At 55.8% G+C, this 16,047-nt stretch carries 13 protein-coding genes; 10 read left to right on the top strand and 3 right to left on the bottom strand.

Features of this window, described 5'->3' with window-relative positions; all coding sequences use genetic code 11:
- Window positions 1-36: 36 nt before the first annotated feature.
- Together nfo and AB8818_RS18520 are read right to left on the bottom strand one after the other, a co-directional pair.
- Entirely contained in the window at window positions 37-894 is an 858-nt protein-coding gene (gene nfo, locus AB8818_RS18525; protein ID WP_163330243.1) for a deoxyribonuclease IV, read from the bottom strand.
- A gap of 64 nt (window positions 895-958) precedes the next feature.
- On the bottom strand, window positions 959-2,005 hold the full coding sequence (locus AB8818_RS18520; protein WP_192983135.1) for a YeiH family protein: 1,047 nt from the start codon (window positions 2,003-2,005) through the stop codon (window positions 959-961).
- A 97-nt stretch (window positions 2,006-2,102) separates the two neighbouring features.
- Between AB8818_RS18520 and yieE the strand changes: the two genes are divergently transcribed.
- The 3 genes from yieE (at window position 2,103) to cirA (ending at window position 6,792) form a co-directional block, all read left to right on the top strand.
- Window positions 2,103-2,969 carry a DNA-binding transcriptional regulator YeiE gene (yieE, locus tag AB8818_RS18515; protein WP_116338684.1) on the top strand — a complete coding sequence of 289 codons (867 nt, stop codon included), beginning with the start codon at window positions 2,103-2,105 and terminating at the stop codon, window positions 2,967-2,969.
- Between the two features lie 158 nt (window positions 2,970-3,127).
- Complete coding sequence (locus AB8818_RS18510; protein ID WP_192983133.1) at window positions 3,128-4,597, top strand: amino acid permease; 1,470 nt, start codon at window positions 3,128-3,130, stop codon at window positions 4,595-4,597.
- Between the two features lie 224 nt (window positions 4,598-4,821).
- On the top strand, window positions 4,822-6,792 hold the full coding sequence (gene cirA, locus AB8818_RS18505; RefSeq protein ID WP_166711807.1) for a catecholate siderophore receptor CirA: 1,971 nt from the start codon (window positions 4,822-4,824) through the stop codon (window positions 6,790-6,792).
- A gap of 66 nt (window positions 6,793-6,858) precedes the next feature.
- Here cirA and fghA read toward each other — a convergent pair whose 3' ends face one another.
- A complete protein-coding gene (gene fghA / locus AB8818_RS18500; RefSeq protein ID WP_116338688.1) occupies window positions 6,859-7,686 on the bottom strand; it encodes an S-formylglutathione hydrolase in 828 nt (275 codons plus the stop codon).
- A gap of 138 nt (window positions 7,687-7,824) precedes the next feature.
- On the opposite strand from fghA, the gene AB8818_RS18495 reads away from it, so the two are divergent.
- The 7 genes from AB8818_RS18495 (at window position 7,825) to mglC (ending at window position 16,018) form a co-directional block, all read left to right on the top strand.
- A complete protein-coding gene (locus AB8818_RS18495; RefSeq protein WP_116338690.1) occupies window positions 7,825-8,973 on the top strand; it encodes a YbfB/YjiJ family MFS transporter in 1,149 nt (382 codons plus the stop codon).
- A gap of 102 nt (window positions 8,974-9,075) precedes the next feature.
- Complete coding sequence (gene folE, locus AB8818_RS18490) at window positions 9,076-9,744, top strand: GTP cyclohydrolase I FolE (RefSeq protein WP_116338692.1); 669 nt, start codon at window positions 9,076-9,078, stop codon at window positions 9,742-9,744.
- A gap of 18 nt (window positions 9,745-9,762) precedes the next feature.
- A complete protein-coding gene (gene yeiB, locus AB8818_RS18485) occupies window positions 9,763-10,920 on the top strand; it encodes a DUF418 domain-containing protein YeiB (protein WP_192983131.1) in 1,158 nt (385 codons plus the stop codon).
- Window positions 10,921-11,075: 155 nt separating this feature from the next.
- Window positions 11,076-12,098: an HTH-type transcriptional regulator GalS gene (gene galS, locus AB8818_RS18480; RefSeq protein ID WP_192983129.1), complete on the top strand. Its 1,023-nt coding sequence runs from the start codon at window positions 11,076-11,078 to the stop codon at window positions 12,096-12,098.
- A gap of 295 nt (window positions 12,099-12,393) precedes the next feature.
- Window positions 12,394-13,392: a galactose/glucose ABC transporter substrate-binding protein MglB gene (gene mglB, locus AB8818_RS18475; protein WP_116338698.1), complete on the top strand. Its 999-nt coding sequence runs from the start codon at window positions 12,394-12,396 to the stop codon at window positions 13,390-13,392.
- A gap of 79 nt (window positions 13,393-13,471) precedes the next feature.
- Window positions 13,472-14,992: a galactose/methyl galactoside ABC transporter ATP-binding protein MglA gene (gene mglA, locus AB8818_RS18470; protein ID WP_163330238.1), complete on the top strand. Its 1,521-nt coding sequence runs from the start codon at window positions 13,472-13,474 to the stop codon at window positions 14,990-14,992.
- Between the two features lie 15 nt (window positions 14,993-15,007).
- A complete protein-coding gene (mglC, locus tag AB8818_RS18465) occupies window positions 15,008-16,018 on the top strand; it encodes a galactose/methyl galactoside ABC transporter permease MglC (protein ID WP_013097952.1) in 1,011 nt (336 codons plus the stop codon).
- The last annotated feature ends 29 nt before the right edge of the window (window positions 16,019-16,047 follow it).

The raw sequence follows: 16,047 nt of genomic DNA, 5'->3' as shown, positions 1-16,047 counted from the left end.
ATAAAAAAGCCGGGTGCTAACGCAACCCGGCTTTTTTTATGCCGCCTGTTCAGCGTTTTGCTGCGCCTTCAGCCAGGCAATCTCTTCCGCCCAGATATCCGGATTGATGGTTTCCAGCACCATCGGAATACCGTCGAAGCGAGCGTCCTGCATGATAAAGCGAAACGCATCGTGGCCGATATTGCCTTCACCCAGGCTGTGGTGACGGTCAACGCGGCTGCCGAACGCGCTTTTCGCATCGTTCAGGTGCATCCCGCGCAGGTACTTAAAGCCGACTATTCGCTCAAACTCATCAAACGTGTTTTTCGTCGCCTCGGTGGTGCGCAGGTCGTACCCGGCCGCAAACGCGTGGCAGGTATCAATGCACACGCCCACGCGGGATTTATCTTCCACGCCGTCAATAATCGCCGCGAGATGCTCAAACCTGAAGCCGAGGTTGCTGCCCTGACCGGCGGTGTTTTCAATCACTGCCGTCACGCCTTTGGTTTTATCCAGCGTCATGTTGATGGATTCGGCAATGCGCGCCAGACAGGCGTCTTCATCTATTTGCATCAGATGACTACCCGGATGGAAGTTCAGCAGCGTCAGCCCGAGCTGTTCGCAGCGCTGCACTTCATCGAGAAACGCCTCTCGGGATTTTTCCAGCGCTTCCTGAACCGGATGCCCGAGGTTAATCAGATAGCTGTCGTGGGGAAGGATCTGGCCCGGCCCGTAACGGTATTTCTCACAGGCGGCTTTGAAGTCGTCAATCACGTCGGCGGTGAGCGGCGCGGCGCGCCACTGGCGCTGGTTTTTGGTGAACAGGGCGAAAGCGGTCGCCTCGATTTCGGCGGCGCGAATGGCGGCATTCGCAAGGCCACCGGCAGCGCTGACGTGCGCTCCAACATATTTCATAAAAAGACTCCTGTTAACCCGAAACGCTTATGATAGCGGGTTAACAGGAGAAGGACGAGATGGTTTATGCCATCAGGCTGTGTACGGCGAGGTTAATCGCGCCGCCGCCCACAATCAGCCAGATGAAGAGCACCAGCGCCATCAGCAGCGGCTTCGCACCGGCTTTTTTCAGCGCGCTGACGTGGGTGGTCACCCCCAGCGCCGCCATCGCCATCGCCAGCAGCACCGTATCCAGCGTCACCAGCATCTCCACCACCGCTTTCGGCAGCAGGTGGAAGGAGTTAAAGATCGCAACCACGATGAACAGGATCGCAAACCACGGAATGGTGATTTTGCTTTTCTCGCTGCCGCCAGCCGGGGCCAGCTGATTAACTCGCGCGGCCAGGAAAATCAGGAACGGCGCCAGCATCATCACGCGCAGCATTTTGGCGATCACCGCCGCGTTTTCCGCTTCCGGATTGATGGCATGACCTGCCGCCACCACCTGCGCTACTTCGTGCATGGTCGAACCGATATAGATGCCGTAGGTTTCCGGGCTAAACCAGTGCGCCACCAGCGGATACATCGCGGGATAAAGGAAAATCGCCAGCGTACCGAAGATAACCACCGTCGCGACGGCGACCGTTACTTTACTGGCTTCGGCTTTTACGACCGGCTCCGTCGCCAGCACTGCCGCCGCACCGCAAATGCTGCTGCCTGCGCCGATCAGCCAGCTGGTTTGCTTGTCCAGGCCAAAGATCTTCTGACCGATAAAGCACGCCAGTAAAAAGGTGCTGGTCAGGGTCAGGACGTCGATGGCAATTCCGCTGACGCCCACGTCCGCAATTTGCGAAAAGGTGAGGCGGAAGCCGTAAAGAATGATCCCGAGGCGCAGCAGGTGCTGTTTGGCAAAGATCACGCCGCCGTCGCAGGATTTCCAGATATGCGGGTAAACAGTATTACCCACGACCATGCCCAGCAAAATGGCCAGCGTCAACGCGCTAAAACCTGCGCCTGCGATAGCCGGGATGCTGCCGCCCCATAATGCTACGGCGGTCACTGCGGCGCTGAGCGCGAGACCCGGCACGAAGTGCCACACTGTACGTTGATGTTGTAAGGTGATTTCTGACATAACCTTCTCCTTTGTCTGGCTAAAGGTTACGGCGCTCTGGCTTAAAAATAAAATTGATTATATACTTATAATTAATCTATATAAGTGGTAAGCAACCATGCACATTACTTTGCGTCAGCTGGAAGTGTTTGCCGAGGTGCTGAAAAGCGGCTCGACGACCCAGGCGTCACAAATGCTGGCGCTCTCGCAGTCTGCGGTCAGCGCGGCGTTGACCGATCTTGAAGGGCAGCTGGGCGTTCAGCTGTTCGACAGGGTAGGGAAGCGTCTGGTGGTCAACGAACATGGCCGCCTGCTTTACCCGCGCGCGCTGGCGCTGCTGGAGCAGGCTATCGAAATCGAACAGCTGTTCCGCGAAGACAACGGCGCGATCCGCGTGTTTGCCAGCAGCACCATCGGAAACTATATCCTGCCGGAAGTGATAGCGCGCTACCGTCGGGATTTTCCGACTCTGCCGCTGGAGATGAGCGTGGGCAACAGCCAGGACGTGATCAACGCGGTGATCGATTTCCGCGTGGATATCGGTCTTATTGAAGGCCCTTGCCATAACGTCGATATCATTGCCGAGCCCTGGCTGGAAGACGAGCTGGTGGTGTTTGCGTCTCCGGCCTCGTCGTTATTGCAGGGCGAGGTGACGCTGGAGCGGCTGGCGCAGGCGCAGTGGATCCTCCGCGAGCAGGGCTCCGGTACGCGTGAGATTGTCGACTACCTGCTGCTGTCGCATCTGCCGCATTTCCAGCTGGGAATGGAGCTGGGAAACTCTGAGGCCATCAAGCACGCGGTGCGTCATGGCCTGGGCATCAGTTGTCTTTCCCGGCGCGTCATTGCCGAACAGCTTGAGACGGGGTCGCTGGTGGAAATTCCCATTCCGCTCCCGAAACTGGTGCGCACGCTATGGTGCATCCACCATCGTCAGAAACACCTTTCCAGCTCGCTGCAGCGTTTTCTGCGCTACTGCGAGATGTAAAAGCGCCCCTCACCCCAAATGGGAGAGGGAAAAATAATGCGTTACTTATAATCCTGGACGCGTCATGAAGCTCTCTTATAACAGGGTATTTCTGCCGGAAGGAACGGAGATCGTCTGCTACAATTGCGCCTCATTTATTAAATGGACAGCATTTTCACATGGTTTCAGAAACTAAATCCACAGAAGCGCCCACGCTACGTCGTGAACTCAAGGCGCGTCACCTGACGATGATCGCCATTGGCGGCTCCATCGGTACAGGTCTTTTCGTTGCCTCTGGCGCAACGATTTCGGCAGCCGGCCCGGGTGGGGCATTATTCTCTTATATCCTGATTGGCCTGATGGTCTATTTCCTGATGACCAGTCTGGGCGAACTGGCAGCGTACATGCCGGTGTCAGGTTCGTTTTCGACCTACGGACAAAAATACGTTGAGGAAGGCTTCGGCTTCGCGCTGGGCTGGAACTACTGGTACAACTGGGCCGTCACTATCGCCGTTGACCTCGTTGCCGCACAGCTGGTGATGACCTGGTGGTTCCCGGACACGCCGGGCTGGATCTGGAGCGCCCTGTTCCTGGCCGTTATCTTCCTGCTGAACTACATCTCCGTGCGCGGTTTCGGCGAAGCGGAATACTGGTTCTCTTTGATCAAAGTGGCAACCGTCATCATCTTTATCGTCGTCGGTGTGGCGATGATCGTGGGGATTTTCAAAGGGGCTGAACCTGCGGGCTGGAGCAACTGGACGATAGGCGATGCGCCGTTTGCCGGGGGCTTCTCGGCGATGATTGGCGTGGCGATGATTGTCGGCTTCTCCTTCCAGGGAACGGAGCTGATTGGTATCGCGGCCGGTGAATCCGAAAACCCGGAGAAGAACATTCCGCGCGCGGTGCGTCAGGTGTTCTGGCGTATTCTGCTGTTCTACGTGTTCGCTATTTTGATTATCAGCCTGATCATTCCGTATACCGATCCAAGCCTGCTGCGTAATGACGTCAAAGACATCAGCGTCAGCCCTTTCACCCTGGTCTTCCAGCACGCAGGCCTGCTTTCTGCGGCGGCGGTAATGAACGCGGTGATCCTGACGGCGGTGCTGTCGGCGGGTAATTCCGGTATGTACGCGTCCACCCGTATGCTTTACACCCTGGCCTGCGACGGTAAAGCGCCGCGTATTTTCTCGAAACTGTCCCGCGGTGGCGTCCCGCGTAACGCGCTGTATGCCACCACGGTCATTGCGGGCCTCTGCTTCCTGACCTCTATGTTCGGCAACCAGACCGTGTACCTGTGGCTGCTTAATACCTCCGGCATGACGGGCTTTATCGCCTGGCTGGGCATTGCCATCAGCCACTACCGTTTCCGCCGCGGCTACGTTATGCAGGGTCACGACCTGAATAACCTCCCGTACCGTTCTGGCTTCTTCCCGCTGGGGCCGATTTTTGCCTTCATTCTGTGCCTGATTATTACCCTGGGACAGAACTATGAAGCTTTCCTTGCGGACACCATTGACTGGGGTGCCGTCACGGCCACCTATATTGGTATTCCGCTGTTCCTGGTCATCTGGTTCGGCTACAAACTGACGAAAGGAACCCGCTTCGTTCGCTACAGTGAAATGGATTTCCCGGAACGATTTAAACAATAACCGCGCTTCCTCTCTTTCAGCCCGCTCACTTGAGCGGGCTTTTTTATCTCCACAGTATGAACGGCAGATATAATTTTTAACAATTTAATTGATAATAATTATCGTTTGCTTTATCGTTATCAAAAAATAAGCGTGCTACCGACCCACCGCAGATGTGGGCGGACAACAAGGCACTGTGAGCAATGATTTTTGATTGAGTTGTATTTACCTCATGGAGATATGGAATGTTTAGGTTGAATCCCGTCGTCAGGGGAGGACTATGCGCGTCCGCAATGTCCCTGGCACTGCCTGTCATCGCAGCGGAATCTGGCGACACAATGGTTGTAACGGCCTCCGCGACCGAGCAAAACCTGAAAGACGCACCGGCAAGTATCAGCGTGATTACCCAGGAAGATTTGCAGCGCAAACCCGTTCAGAACCTGAAAGATGTGTTACGGGATGTGCCGGGCGTACAGCTCACGAGCGAAGGGGACAACCGTAAAGGGGTAAGTATTCGCGGTCTGGACAGCAGCTACACGCTCATCCTGATCGACGGCAAGCGCGTAAACTCACGCAACGCGGTCTTCCGCCATAACGATTTCGACCTTAACTGGGTGCCAGTTGACGCCATCGAACGCATCGAAGTGGTCCGCGGACCGATGTCTTCTCTCTACGGCTCTGATGCTCTCGGCGGCGTGGTGAACATTATCACCAAAAAAATCGGCCAGAAGTGGACGGGCACCCTGAGCGCGGATTCTACCCTTCAGGAACACCGCGATCGTGGCGACACGTATAACGGTCAGTTTTATACCAGCGGTCCGCTGGTGGACGGCCTGCTGGGCCTGAAAGCCTACGGTAGCCTCGCGAAGCGTGAGAAAGACGGGCAGCAGAAATCCTCCACCACGGCGAGCGGTGAAACGCCGCGCATTGAGGGCTTCACCAGCCGTGATGCCAACGTGGAATTCGCCTGGACTCCAACAGAAAACCACGACTTCACTGCGGGCTACGGCTTTGACCGCCAGGATCGCGATTCAGACTCCCTCGACAAAAACCGCCTTGAGCGTCAGAACTACTCTCTCAGCCATAACGGCCGCTGGGGCGTCGGCAACAGCGAGCTGAAGGTTTACGGTGAGAAGGTGGATAACAAAAACCCGGGCAACAGCAATCCCATCACCTCCGAGAGCAACGCGGTAGACGGGAAATACGTGCTGCCGCTGGGCGATATTAATCAGCTGCTGACCTTTGGCGGCGAATGGCGTCACGATAAGCTGAAAGATCCGGTCAACCTGACGGGGGGCTCCAGCAGCAGTACGTCAACAAGCCAGTATGCGCTGTTCCTCGAAGACGAATGGCGTATCTTTGAGCCGCTGGCGCTGACCACCGGCATCCGTATGGATGACCATGATACCTACGGCGATCACTGGAGTCCGCGAGCCTATCTGGTCTATAACGCGACGGATACCGTGACGGTGAAAGGGGGCTGGGCAACAGCGTTTAAAGCGCCGTCGCTGCTGCAGCTGAGCCCGGACTGGGTCACCGGCTCGTGCCGCGGCGCCTGCGAGATTGTCGGTAACCCGGATCTGAAGCCGGAAACCAGCGAGAGCTTCGAGTTCGGTCTGTACTACAGCGGGGAAGAGGGCTGGTTAGAGGGCGTGCAGGCCAGCGTCACCACCTTCCAGAATAACGTGGACGACCGCATCAGCATCAGCCGTACGGCGAATGCAAAACAGGCGCAGAGCTACCCTAACTACGTTGGTCTGAACGCGGACGGCGAACCGATTTTCCGCTATTACAACGTCAACAAGGCGCGCATCCGTGGGGTGGAGACCGAAGTGAAGTTCCCGCTGGCGGAAGACTGGAAAGTGACGCTGAACTACACCTATAACGACGGTCGCGATATCAGCAACGGCGGCAACAAACCACTGTCCGAGCTGCCGTTCCATACGGCTAACGGGACCGTTGACTGGAAGGCGACGCAGGACTGGTCGTTCTATGTTCAGGGCAATTACACCGGCGAGAAGCGCGCGCTGACCAGCAGTGCACCAACGCCGGGTGGATATGTCATCTGGAACACCGGCGCGGCGTGGCAGGCGACGAAAAGCGTGAAGCTGCGCGCGGGCGTGCAGAACCTGCTGGATAAAGACCTGAGCCGTGACGATTACAGCTACACGGAAGATGGCCGTCGCTACTTTGTGGGCGTGGATTATAAGTTCTGATGCGACGAGGGTAAAAGCGAACGTAGGCCGGGTAAGGCGAAGCCGCCACCCGGCAATGACGCGCACTTACCCAAACAAATGCTCCGCATGGAAGCGGAGATGATCCTCGATAAAGGACGCCATAAAGTAATAGCTGTGATCGTATCCCGGCTGAATGCGCAGCGTCAGCGGCCAGTCCTTCTGGCGTGCCGCCTCAGCCAACACCGCAGGCTGTAGCTGTCCGGCGAGGAACTGATCCGCATCGCCCTGATCGATAAGCATCGGGATCGCGCTCGCCGAATCGCTTGCCAGCATCAGCGCGCAGCTGTCCCATTCCTGCCATTTCTCGGCATCCTCACCCAGATAGTGTGTGAAAGCTTTTTGTCCCCACGGCACCTGCGTTGGGTTCACAATCGGCGCGAACGCAGAGACGCTGACGTATTTCCCCGGGTTTTTCAGCGCCATGATGAGCGCCCCGTGTCCGCCCATGGAGTGTCCGCTGATGGCGCAGCGGTCGCTTACCGCAAATTCAGCCTTAATCAGCGCAGGCAGCTCGTCGCGAATGTAGTCGTACATGCGGTAATGGCTCGCCCACGGCTGTTCGGTGGCGTTGAGATAAAATCCGGCGCCTTTACCTAAATCGTACCCGGCATCGTCCGCCACATCATCGCCGCGCGGGCTGGTATCAGCCATCACCAGCGCAATGCCCAGCTCGGCGGCAATACGCTGCGCGCCCGCTTTGGTGGTGAAGTTTTCGTCGTTGCAGGTCAGGCCTGACAGCCAGAACAGAACCGGCGGATTTTCCGTCGGCGGCAGGAAAATGCTGAACGTCATGGTGCAGTTCAGCGTGGTGGAGTCGTGCCGCCAGCGCTGCTGTCGACCTTCAAAACAACGGTGCTCTTCGAGCAGTTCCATGCAGGGCTCCTTAATGAGAATAGCTATTCATTAGAGCCATAATACAGCGTTTTCATTTACCTGTGAGCAACTTTCACTTTCGCGGAACGGCGAGATGCTGCATCATAAATTTACTTTTCTTTAACAATTGGAGCGGTCATGGCGCTGCGTATTGCGCTTAGTGGTTTTGTCGTTCTGGTGGTGGCGATGGGGATAGGGCGCTTTGCCTTTACCCCTCAGGTGCCGCTGATGATTGCCGCCGGGCAACTCACGCTGACCAGCGCGGGCCTGGTGGCGGCGATGAATTATCTGGGCTATCTGGTGGGCGCATGGGATGCCATGCGCGCGCACCGCTTTGTTGAAACGCGACTCTGGCTTGGCATCACCGGCGCGGTTGCGTTGACCCTGCTCTCCGCCGCGGCTGATAACGCCGTCGTGCACGGCCTGCTGCGCTTTGTGATTGGCTGCATGAGCGGCTGGTCAATGGTGCTGATTGCTGCCTGGACCAACGAGCGGCTGGGACAGCTGGGTAAACCGGGGCTCAGTGCGGCTGTCTTTGCCGGGCCCGGGGCAGGTATCGCCCTGAGCGGCCTGCTCGCGGTTTATATTCAGGCGAAATCCCTTTCGGCCGGTGCGGCATGGCAAATCTACGGCGTGCTGGCACTGGTACTGGTTGCGCTGGTGGCGCGCTATCTGCCGCGATCCGGGCAGCTTCATCGACCCGGCACCGCGCCAGAGCCGCTGGTGCTGACGACGGATTTAAGGCGCCTGGTCTGGAGCTACAGCCTGGCGGGATTTGGCTATATCCTCCCGGCGACCTTCCTTTCGCAAATGGCGGCAGTGCGCTTTCCCGGCAGCCTGTTTGCCCAGTTTGTCTGGCCAATTTTTGGTGCCGCCGCCGTGGTGGGGATTGCGCTCAGCATTCTTTTGCGCCACACCTCAACGGCTAACCGCAGGCTGGCCATCGTGCTGTGGTTACAGGGAGCTGGCGTGCTGGCGGCCTGGCTGCTGCCGGGCATTGGCGGCTTGCTGACGGGCGGGCTGCTGGTGGGAGGCGGGTTCCTCTGCGCGGTGCAGCTCTCACTTTTATACGGCCGCGAGCTGGCACCGCACCACACGCGCTATATGGCGGGGCTGCTCACCACCGGGTATGCCATCGGGCAATTGATTGGTCCGGTGACCTCGGCGGTATCGACCTGGCTAACCCACCGGCTGGAGCCTGCGCTGGGGCTGGCGGGCGTTGCGCTGTTTGTCGCCGGTGCCCTGGTCTGGAATCGCCACGCTGAAAGGCAACAGCAATTGCAATAATTATCGTCGTGAATACTGGATTATGTGCGTCGCCTCACGCACAATGAGCGCATACTTTTGCCACAACGAGGGCAAAAGACGCCACACCTGCAGGAGAACAAAATGTCATCACTCAGTAAAGAAGCTGCCCTGGTCCACGAAGCCCTGCTCGCGCGCGGTCTTGAAACGCCACTGCGTCCGCCGGTTCAGGATATGGACAATGAAACCCGTAAGAAACTGATTTCCGGGCATATGACCGAGATCATGCAACTGCTGAATCTCGATCTGAGCGATGACAGCCTGATGGAAACGCCTAAGCGTATCGCGAAAATGTACGTTGACGAAATTTTCTCCGGACTGGATTACGCCAACTTCCCGAAAATTACCGTCATCGAAAACAAGATGAAGGTGGACGAGATGGTCACGGTACGGGATATCACCCTGACCAGCACCTGCGAGCACCATTTCGTGACCATCGACGGCAAAGCGACCGTGGCGTATATCCCGAAAGACACGGTGATTGGCCTGTCGAAGATCAACCGTATTGTGCAGTTCTTCGCGCAGCGCCCGCAGGTTCAGGAGCGTCTGACGCAGCAGATCCTGATCGCGCTGCAAACGCTGCTGGGTACCAATAACGTGGCGGTCTCCATTGACGCGGTTCATTACTGCGTGAAAGCCCGCGGCGTGCGTGATGCGACCAGTGCGACCACCACCACCTCGCTGGGCGGCCTGTTTAAATCGAGCCAGAACACCCGCCAGGAGTTCCTGCGCGCCGTGCGTCACCACAACTAATCAAACAGGGCAGGGACCATGGAGCGAAACGTCACGCTCGATTTTGTCCGCGGCGTCGCCATACTGGGTATCCTGCTGCTGAACATCAGCGCCTTCGGTCTGCCGAAGGCCGCTTACCTCAATCCCGCCTGGTACGGCGACATCACCCGAAGCGATGCCTGGACGTGGGCGCTCCTCGATCTGTTTGCCCAGGTTAAATTCCTCACGCTTTTTGCGCTGCTGTTCGGCGCGGGCCTGCAGCTTCTGCTCAAACGCGGCACACGCTGGATCCAGTCGCGCTTAACGCTGCTGGTCATCCTCGGGTTTATCCACGGCCTGTTCTTCTGGGATGGAGATATTCTTCTCGCTTATGGGTTAGTCGGGCTGATCTGCTGGCGGCTCATTCGCGATGCGCATAGCGTGAAAAGCCTGTTTAACACCGGCGTGATGCTCTATCTCATGGGGCTCTGCGTTCTGTTTTTGCTGGGGCTGATCTCCGGTGATGCGACAAACCGTTCCTGGATCCCGGATGCCGCTAACCTGCAGTACGAACAATACTGGAAGCTGAAAGGCGGTACGGAAGCGATAAGCAACCGCGCGGATATGCTGGGGGACAATCTGCTTGCCCTGGGGGCGCAATACGGCTGGCAACTGGCGGGCATGATGCTGATGGGGGCGTCACTGATGCGCACCGGCTGGCTGAAAGGGGAGTTTAGCCTGCGTCACTACCGCCGCACCGGGGCGGGGCTGGTTCTGCTCGGCATGCTGATTAATCTTCCGGCGGTGGTTGCGCAGTGGCACCTTCACTGGGATTACCGCTGGTGCGCGTTTCTGCTCCAGGTGCCGCGTGAGCTCAGCGCGCCGTTCCAGACCATCGGCTATGCGGCGCTGATCTATGGTTTCTGGCCGCAGCTCTCTCGTCTGTGGATCGTCAGCGCCGTGGCCTGCGTAGGCCGCATGGCGTTAAGCAATTACCTCCTGCAAACGCTGCTCTGCACCACGCTTTTCTATCGCTTTGGCCTGTTTATGAAATTCGACCGCCTCGCGCTGCTGGCGTTTGTTATTCCGGTCTGGGTGGTTAACCTGGCGTTTTCGGTTATCTGGCTGCGTTATTTCCGCCAGGGGCCGCTGGAGTGGGTGTGGCGTCAGTTAACCGCACATGCTTCGGGGGTATCATTGAGTAATACATCCAGATAACGATCTGGATCACAATCATTAACAAAACGGATGTAAGCGTTTTCATGAGTGTGACCTTCTTCACGTAGTCCCCTTTCTCTCGCTGCCAAAATAGCCACCTTGCTAAACACAGGGGGTGTCTGTGAGTTGCTGCAATCCTTTGAAGGATGGTGAATATGATCACCATTCGTGACGTCGCCCGTCTGGCGGGCGTTTCTGTGGCTACCGTCTCCCGCGTGCTGAACAACAGCGCGCTGGTCAGCCCTGAAACCCGTGAAACCGTAATGAAATCCGTGACCCAGCTCGGATACCGACCAAATGCCAATGCCCAGGCGCTTGCAACGCAGGTCAGCGATACCATCGGCGTGGTGGTGATGGACGTCTCGGACGCCTTTTTCGGTGCGCTGGTAAAAGCGGTCGATGTGGTCGCCCAGCAGCATCAGAAATATGTGCTGATTGGCAACAGCTATCACGAGGCAGAAAAGGAGCGTTATGCGATTGAAGTGCTGATCCGCCAGCGCTGCAACGCTCTGATTGTTCACTCAAAAGCCTTAAGCGATGAAGAGCTGGCCGGGTTTATGGAGCAGATCCCGGGTATGGTGCTGATCAACCGCATCGTCCCGGGCTATGCCCATCGCTGTGTCGGGCTGGATAACGTCAGCGGCGCCATGATGGCCACCAAAATGCTGATCAATAACGGCCATCAGCGGATCGGCTATCTGGCGTCCAGCCATCAAATTGAAGATGACGCATTGCGGCGTGAGGGGTGGCAAAACGCCCTGAAAGAGCACGGCATTACGCCATCAGAAAGCTGGATCGGCACCGGAACGCCGGACATGCAGGGCGGTGAAGCGGCAATGGTGGAATTGCTGGGCCGAAATCTGCAGCTTTCCGCGGTGTTTGCCTATAACGACAGCATGGCCGCGGGCGCGCTGACTGCGCTGAAGGATAACGGCATTGCGGTGCCACAGCATTTGTCATTGATTGGTTTCGATGATATTCCGATTGCCCGTTACACCGACCCGCAGCTCACCACGGTGCGCTATCCCATTGCTTCTATGGCGAAACTGGCGACCGAGCTGGCGCTACAGGGAGCGGCAGGGCTGCTGGATCCAGGGGCAACGCACTGCTTCATGCCGACGCTGGTGCGTCGTCATTCAGTCGCGGCCAGGCAAATTGTGGTTCCGATCACTAACTGATTACATCAGGTGATGTAACCGTTTTCAATCTGTGAGTAAATTCACAGTATCTTAACAAGGCGCTGACTATGATGTCAGCGTTTTAGGGGCTGAAACGCTATGTAACGGTGATTATTCACTTTCACTATAGCCAATGTGCCGCAAACAACGAATAAAACGCATTTCTGGAGCGTTACCGACCACGGAAGATAGAAATTTTATAAGTGAACGTCGGCTGTCAGTAACGTTTTATTAACACCTGCCTGCCGATCGTTATTCACAAGAACTACCCTGCATAAAAAAAACCGGAGATACCATGAATAAGAAGGTGTTGACCCTGTCTGCTGTAATGGCAAGCATGCTTTTTGGTGCAGCAGCGCACGCTGCGGATACCCGTATTGGTGTGACCATCTATAAATACGACGACAACTTCATGTCTGTTGTGCGTAAAGCGATTGAGAAAGATGCGAAAGCAGCGCCAGACGTACAGCTGCTGATGAATGACTCCCAGAACGACCAGTCCAAACAGAACGATCAGATCGACGTTCTGCTGGCAAAAGGCGTTAAGGCTCTGGCGATCAACCTGGTTGACCCGGCAGCAGCAGGCACGGTTATCGAGAAAGCGCGCGGCCAGAATGTGCCAATCGTCTTCTTCAACAAAGAACCTTCCCGTAAGGCGCTGGACAGCTATGACAAAGCGTATTACGTCGGTACTGACTCCAAAGAGTCCGGCATTATTCAGGGCGATCTGATCGCGAAACACTGGGCGGCGAACCCGAACTGGGACCTGAACAAAGACGGTCAGATTCAGTTCGTGCTGCTGAAAGGCGAGCCCGGCCACCCGGATGCTGAAGCCCGTACCACTTACGTTATCAAAGAGCTGAACGACAAGGGCCTGAAAACCCAGCAGCTGGCGTTAGATACCGCGATGTGGGATACCGCTCAGGCGAAAGATAAGATGGACGCGTGGCTGTCCGGCCCGAACGCGAACAAAATCGAAGTCGTCATTGCCAACAACGATGCGATGGCAATGGGTGCAATTGAAGCGCTCAAAGCCCACAATAAATCTTCCATCCCGGTATTTGGCGTGGATGCTCTGCCAGAAGCGCTGGCGCTGGTTAAATCTGGCGCGATGGCCGGTACCGTTCTGAACGATGCCAACAACCAGGCGAAAGCGACCTTCGATCTGGCGAAAAACCTCGCCGATGGTAAAGGCGCGGCGGATGGCACCAGCTGGAAAATTGACAACAAAATCGTTCGCGTGCCTTACGTGGGCGTAGACCAGTCCAACCTGGCTGAGTTTATCGGTAAATAAGCAATCTACATTGTCTTCACTGGGCGCAACCTGTTGCGCCCTTTTATAACGCGATATGCGAGGCCAACAAGGTATAATTATGGTCAGCACAACTACTCAGTCAACCGGTGAATACTTGTTGGAAATGAACGGTATTAACAAGTCATTTCCCGGTGTTAAGGCACTCGATAATGTTAATTTAAAAGTCCGGCCTCACTCTATTCATGCATTAATGGGGGAGAACGGTGCGGGTAAATCAACATTATTAAAATGTCTTTTTGGGATCTATCAAAAAGATTCTGGCAGCATTCTTTTTCAGGGGAAAGAGATCGATTTCCATTCAGCAAAAGAAGCACTGGAAAACGGTATCTCAATGGTTCACCAGGAATTAAACCTGGTACTGCAACGCTCGGTGATGGATAACATGTGGTTGGGTCGTTACCCAACCAAAGGTGTCTTTGTCGATCAGGACAAAATGTATCGCGACACCAAAGCAATTTTTGATGAGCTGGATATTGATATCGATCCGCGCGCCCGCGTGGGGACATTATCCGTCTCTCAAATGCAGATGATCGAAATTGCCAAAGCGTTCTCCTACGACGCGAAAATCGTCATCATGGACGAACCCACCTCGTCTTTAACGGAAAAAGAGGTTAACCACCTTTTTACCATTATTCGTAAGCTGAAAGATCGCGGCTGCGGCATTGTGTACATCTCGCATAAAATGGAAGAGATCTTCCAGCTGTGCGATGAAATTACCATCCTGCGCGATGGCCAGTGGATTGCAACGCAGCCGCTGGAAGGGCTGGACATGGACAAGATCATCGCCATGATGGTCGGCCGCTCTCTGAACCAGCGCTTCCCGGACAAAGAGAACAGGCCGGGCGAAGTGATCCTGGAGGTGCGCAATCTGACCTCGCTGCGTCAGCCGTCCATTCGCGATGTTTCTTTCGACCTGCACAAAGGCGAAATTCTGGGCATTGCCGGCCTGGTGGGGGCAAAGCGTACCGACATTGTGGAAACCCTGTTTGGCATCCGCGAGAAAGCCGAAGGCACCATCACGCTGCACGGGAAGAAAATTAACAACCACAATGCCAACGAAGCCATTAATAACGGTTTTGCGCTGGTGACGGAAGAGCGTCGTTCGACCGGTATTTATGCTTATCTGGATATTAACTTTAACTCGTTAATCTCTAATATCCGTAATTACAAAAACAAAGTCGGGCTGCTGGATAACTCCCGCATGAAGAGCGATACCCAATGGGTAATTGACTCCATGCGCGTGAAAACACCGGGCCACCGTACCCAAATTGGTTCGCTTTCCGGCGGTAACCAGCAGAAAGTCATCATCGGCCGTTGGCTATTAACCCAGCCAGAAATTCTGATGCTGGATGAACCGACCCGCGGTATTGACGTCGGCGCGAAGTTTGAAATTTATCAGCTGATTGCCGAGCTGGCGAAAAAGAATAAAGGGATCATTATTATTTCTTCCGAAATGCCGGAACTGTTAGGGATCACGGACCGTATTCTGGTTATGAGCAATGGTCTCGTTGCCGGTATTGTTGACACCAAAACGACAACGCAAAACGAAATTTTGCGTCTTGCGTCTTTGCACCTTTAAGATCAGGGGCTCCTCATGAGTGCGTTAAATAAAAAAAGTTTTCTCACTTACCTGAAAGAAGGCGGTATTTACGTTGTTCTTTTAGTCCTGCTGGCCATTATTATTTTCCAGGACCCTACGTTCTTAAGCCTGCTGAACCTGAGTAACATTCTGACCCAGTCCTCCGTGCGTATCATCATCGCGCTGGGCGTGGCGGGCCTTATCGTCACCCAGGGGACGGACCTGTCTGCCGGCCGTCAGGTCGGCCTGGCGGCGGTTATTGCGGCAACCCTGCTGCAATCGATGGAAAACGCCAACAAGGTGTTCCCGGAAATGGCGACCATGCCGATTTTCGTGGTGATTCTGATCGTCTGCGCCATCGGGGCGGTGATTGGCCTGATCAACGGTATCATCATCGCTTACCTGAACGTGACGCCATTTATCACCACCCTGGGTACGATGATCATCGTTTACGGCATCAACTCCCTCTACTACGACTTTGTGGGTGCGTCACCGATTTCGGGCTTTGACAGCGGCTTCTCGACCTTTACGCAAGGGTTTATCGCGCTGGGTAGCTTCCGCCTGTCGTATATCACCTTCTATGCGCTGATTGCGGTGGCGTTCGTCTGGATCCTGTGGAACAAAACGCGTTTTGGTAAAAACATCTTCGCAATCGGCGGTAACCCGGAAGCGGCGAAAGTCTCCGGCGTAAACGTTGCCCTGAACCTGCTGATGATTTACGCGCTGTCCGGTGTGTTCTACGCCTTCGGTGGAATGCTGGAAGCGGGCCGCATCGGCTCCGCAACCAACAACCTTGGCTTCATGTACGAGCTGGATGCAATTGCTGCCTGCGTCGTCGGCGGCGTCTCGTTCAGCGGCGGTGTGGGTACCGTGCTTGGCGTGGTGACCGGTGTGATCATTTTCACCGTCATCAACTATGGCCTGACCTACATCGGCGTGAACCCGTACTGGCAGTACATCATCAAGGGTGCCATCATTATCTTCGCGGTGGCGCTGGATTCACTGAAGTACGCGCGCAAGAAGTAGTTGCTCCTCGCGTTATGCGGCCCGCTCAC

The sequence above is a fragment of the Enterobacter sp. KB-280D8 genome, from assembly GCF_041399405.1.
In the GTDB taxonomy this organism is placed as follows: domain Bacteria; phylum Pseudomonadota; class Gammaproteobacteria; order Enterobacterales; family Enterobacteriaceae; genus Enterobacter; species Enterobacter cloacae_N.
This window is presented reverse-complemented; position numbering and strand designations above follow the sequence as displayed.

Bases quoted from the DNA above. Each gene is read 5' to 3' on its own strand.
- fghA (WP_116338688.1), bottom strand. From the start codon at position 7,686: ATGGAACTGCTCGAAGAGCACCGTTGTTTTGAAGGTCGACAGCAGCGC.
- yeiB (WP_192983131.1), top strand. From the start codon at position 9,763: ATGGAGCGAAACGTCACGCTCGATTTTGTCCGCGGCGTCGCCATACTG.
- yieE (WP_116338684.1), top strand. From the start codon at position 2,103: ATGCACATTACTTTGCGTCAGCTGGAAGTGTTTGCCGAGGTGCTGAAA.
- mglA (WP_163330238.1), top strand. From the start codon at position 13,472: ATGGTCAGCACAACTACTCAGTCAACCGGTGAATACTTGTTGGAAATG.
- mglB (WP_116338698.1), top strand. From the start codon at position 12,394: ATGAATAAGAAGGTGTTGACCCTGTCTGCTGTAATGGCAAGCATGCTT.
- mglC (WP_013097952.1), top strand. From the start codon at position 15,008: ATGAGTGCGTTAAATAAAAAAAGTTTTCTCACTTACCTGAAAGAAGGC.
- folE (WP_116338692.1), top strand. From the start codon at position 9,076: ATGTCATCACTCAGTAAAGAAGCTGCCCTGGTCCACGAAGCCCTGCTC.
- cirA (WP_166711807.1), top strand. From the start codon at position 4,822: ATGTTTAGGTTGAATCCCGTCGTCAGGGGAGGACTATGCGCGTCCGCA.
- AB8818_RS18510 (WP_192983133.1), top strand. From the start codon at position 3,128: ATGGTTTCAGAAACTAAATCCACAGAAGCGCCCACGCTACGTCGTGAA.
- nfo (WP_163330243.1), bottom strand. From the start codon at position 894: ATGAAATATGTTGGAGCGCACGTCAGCGCTGCCGGTGGCCTTGCGAAT.
- AB8818_RS18495 (WP_116338690.1), top strand. From the start codon at position 7,825: ATGGCGCTGCGTATTGCGCTTAGTGGTTTTGTCGTTCTGGTGGTGGCG.
- AB8818_RS18520 (WP_192983135.1), bottom strand. From the start codon at position 2,005: ATGTCAGAAATCACCTTACAACATCAACGTACAGTGTGGCACTTCGTG.
- galS (WP_192983129.1), top strand. From the start codon at position 11,076: ATGATCACCATTCGTGACGTCGCCCGTCTGGCGGGCGTTTCTGTGGCT.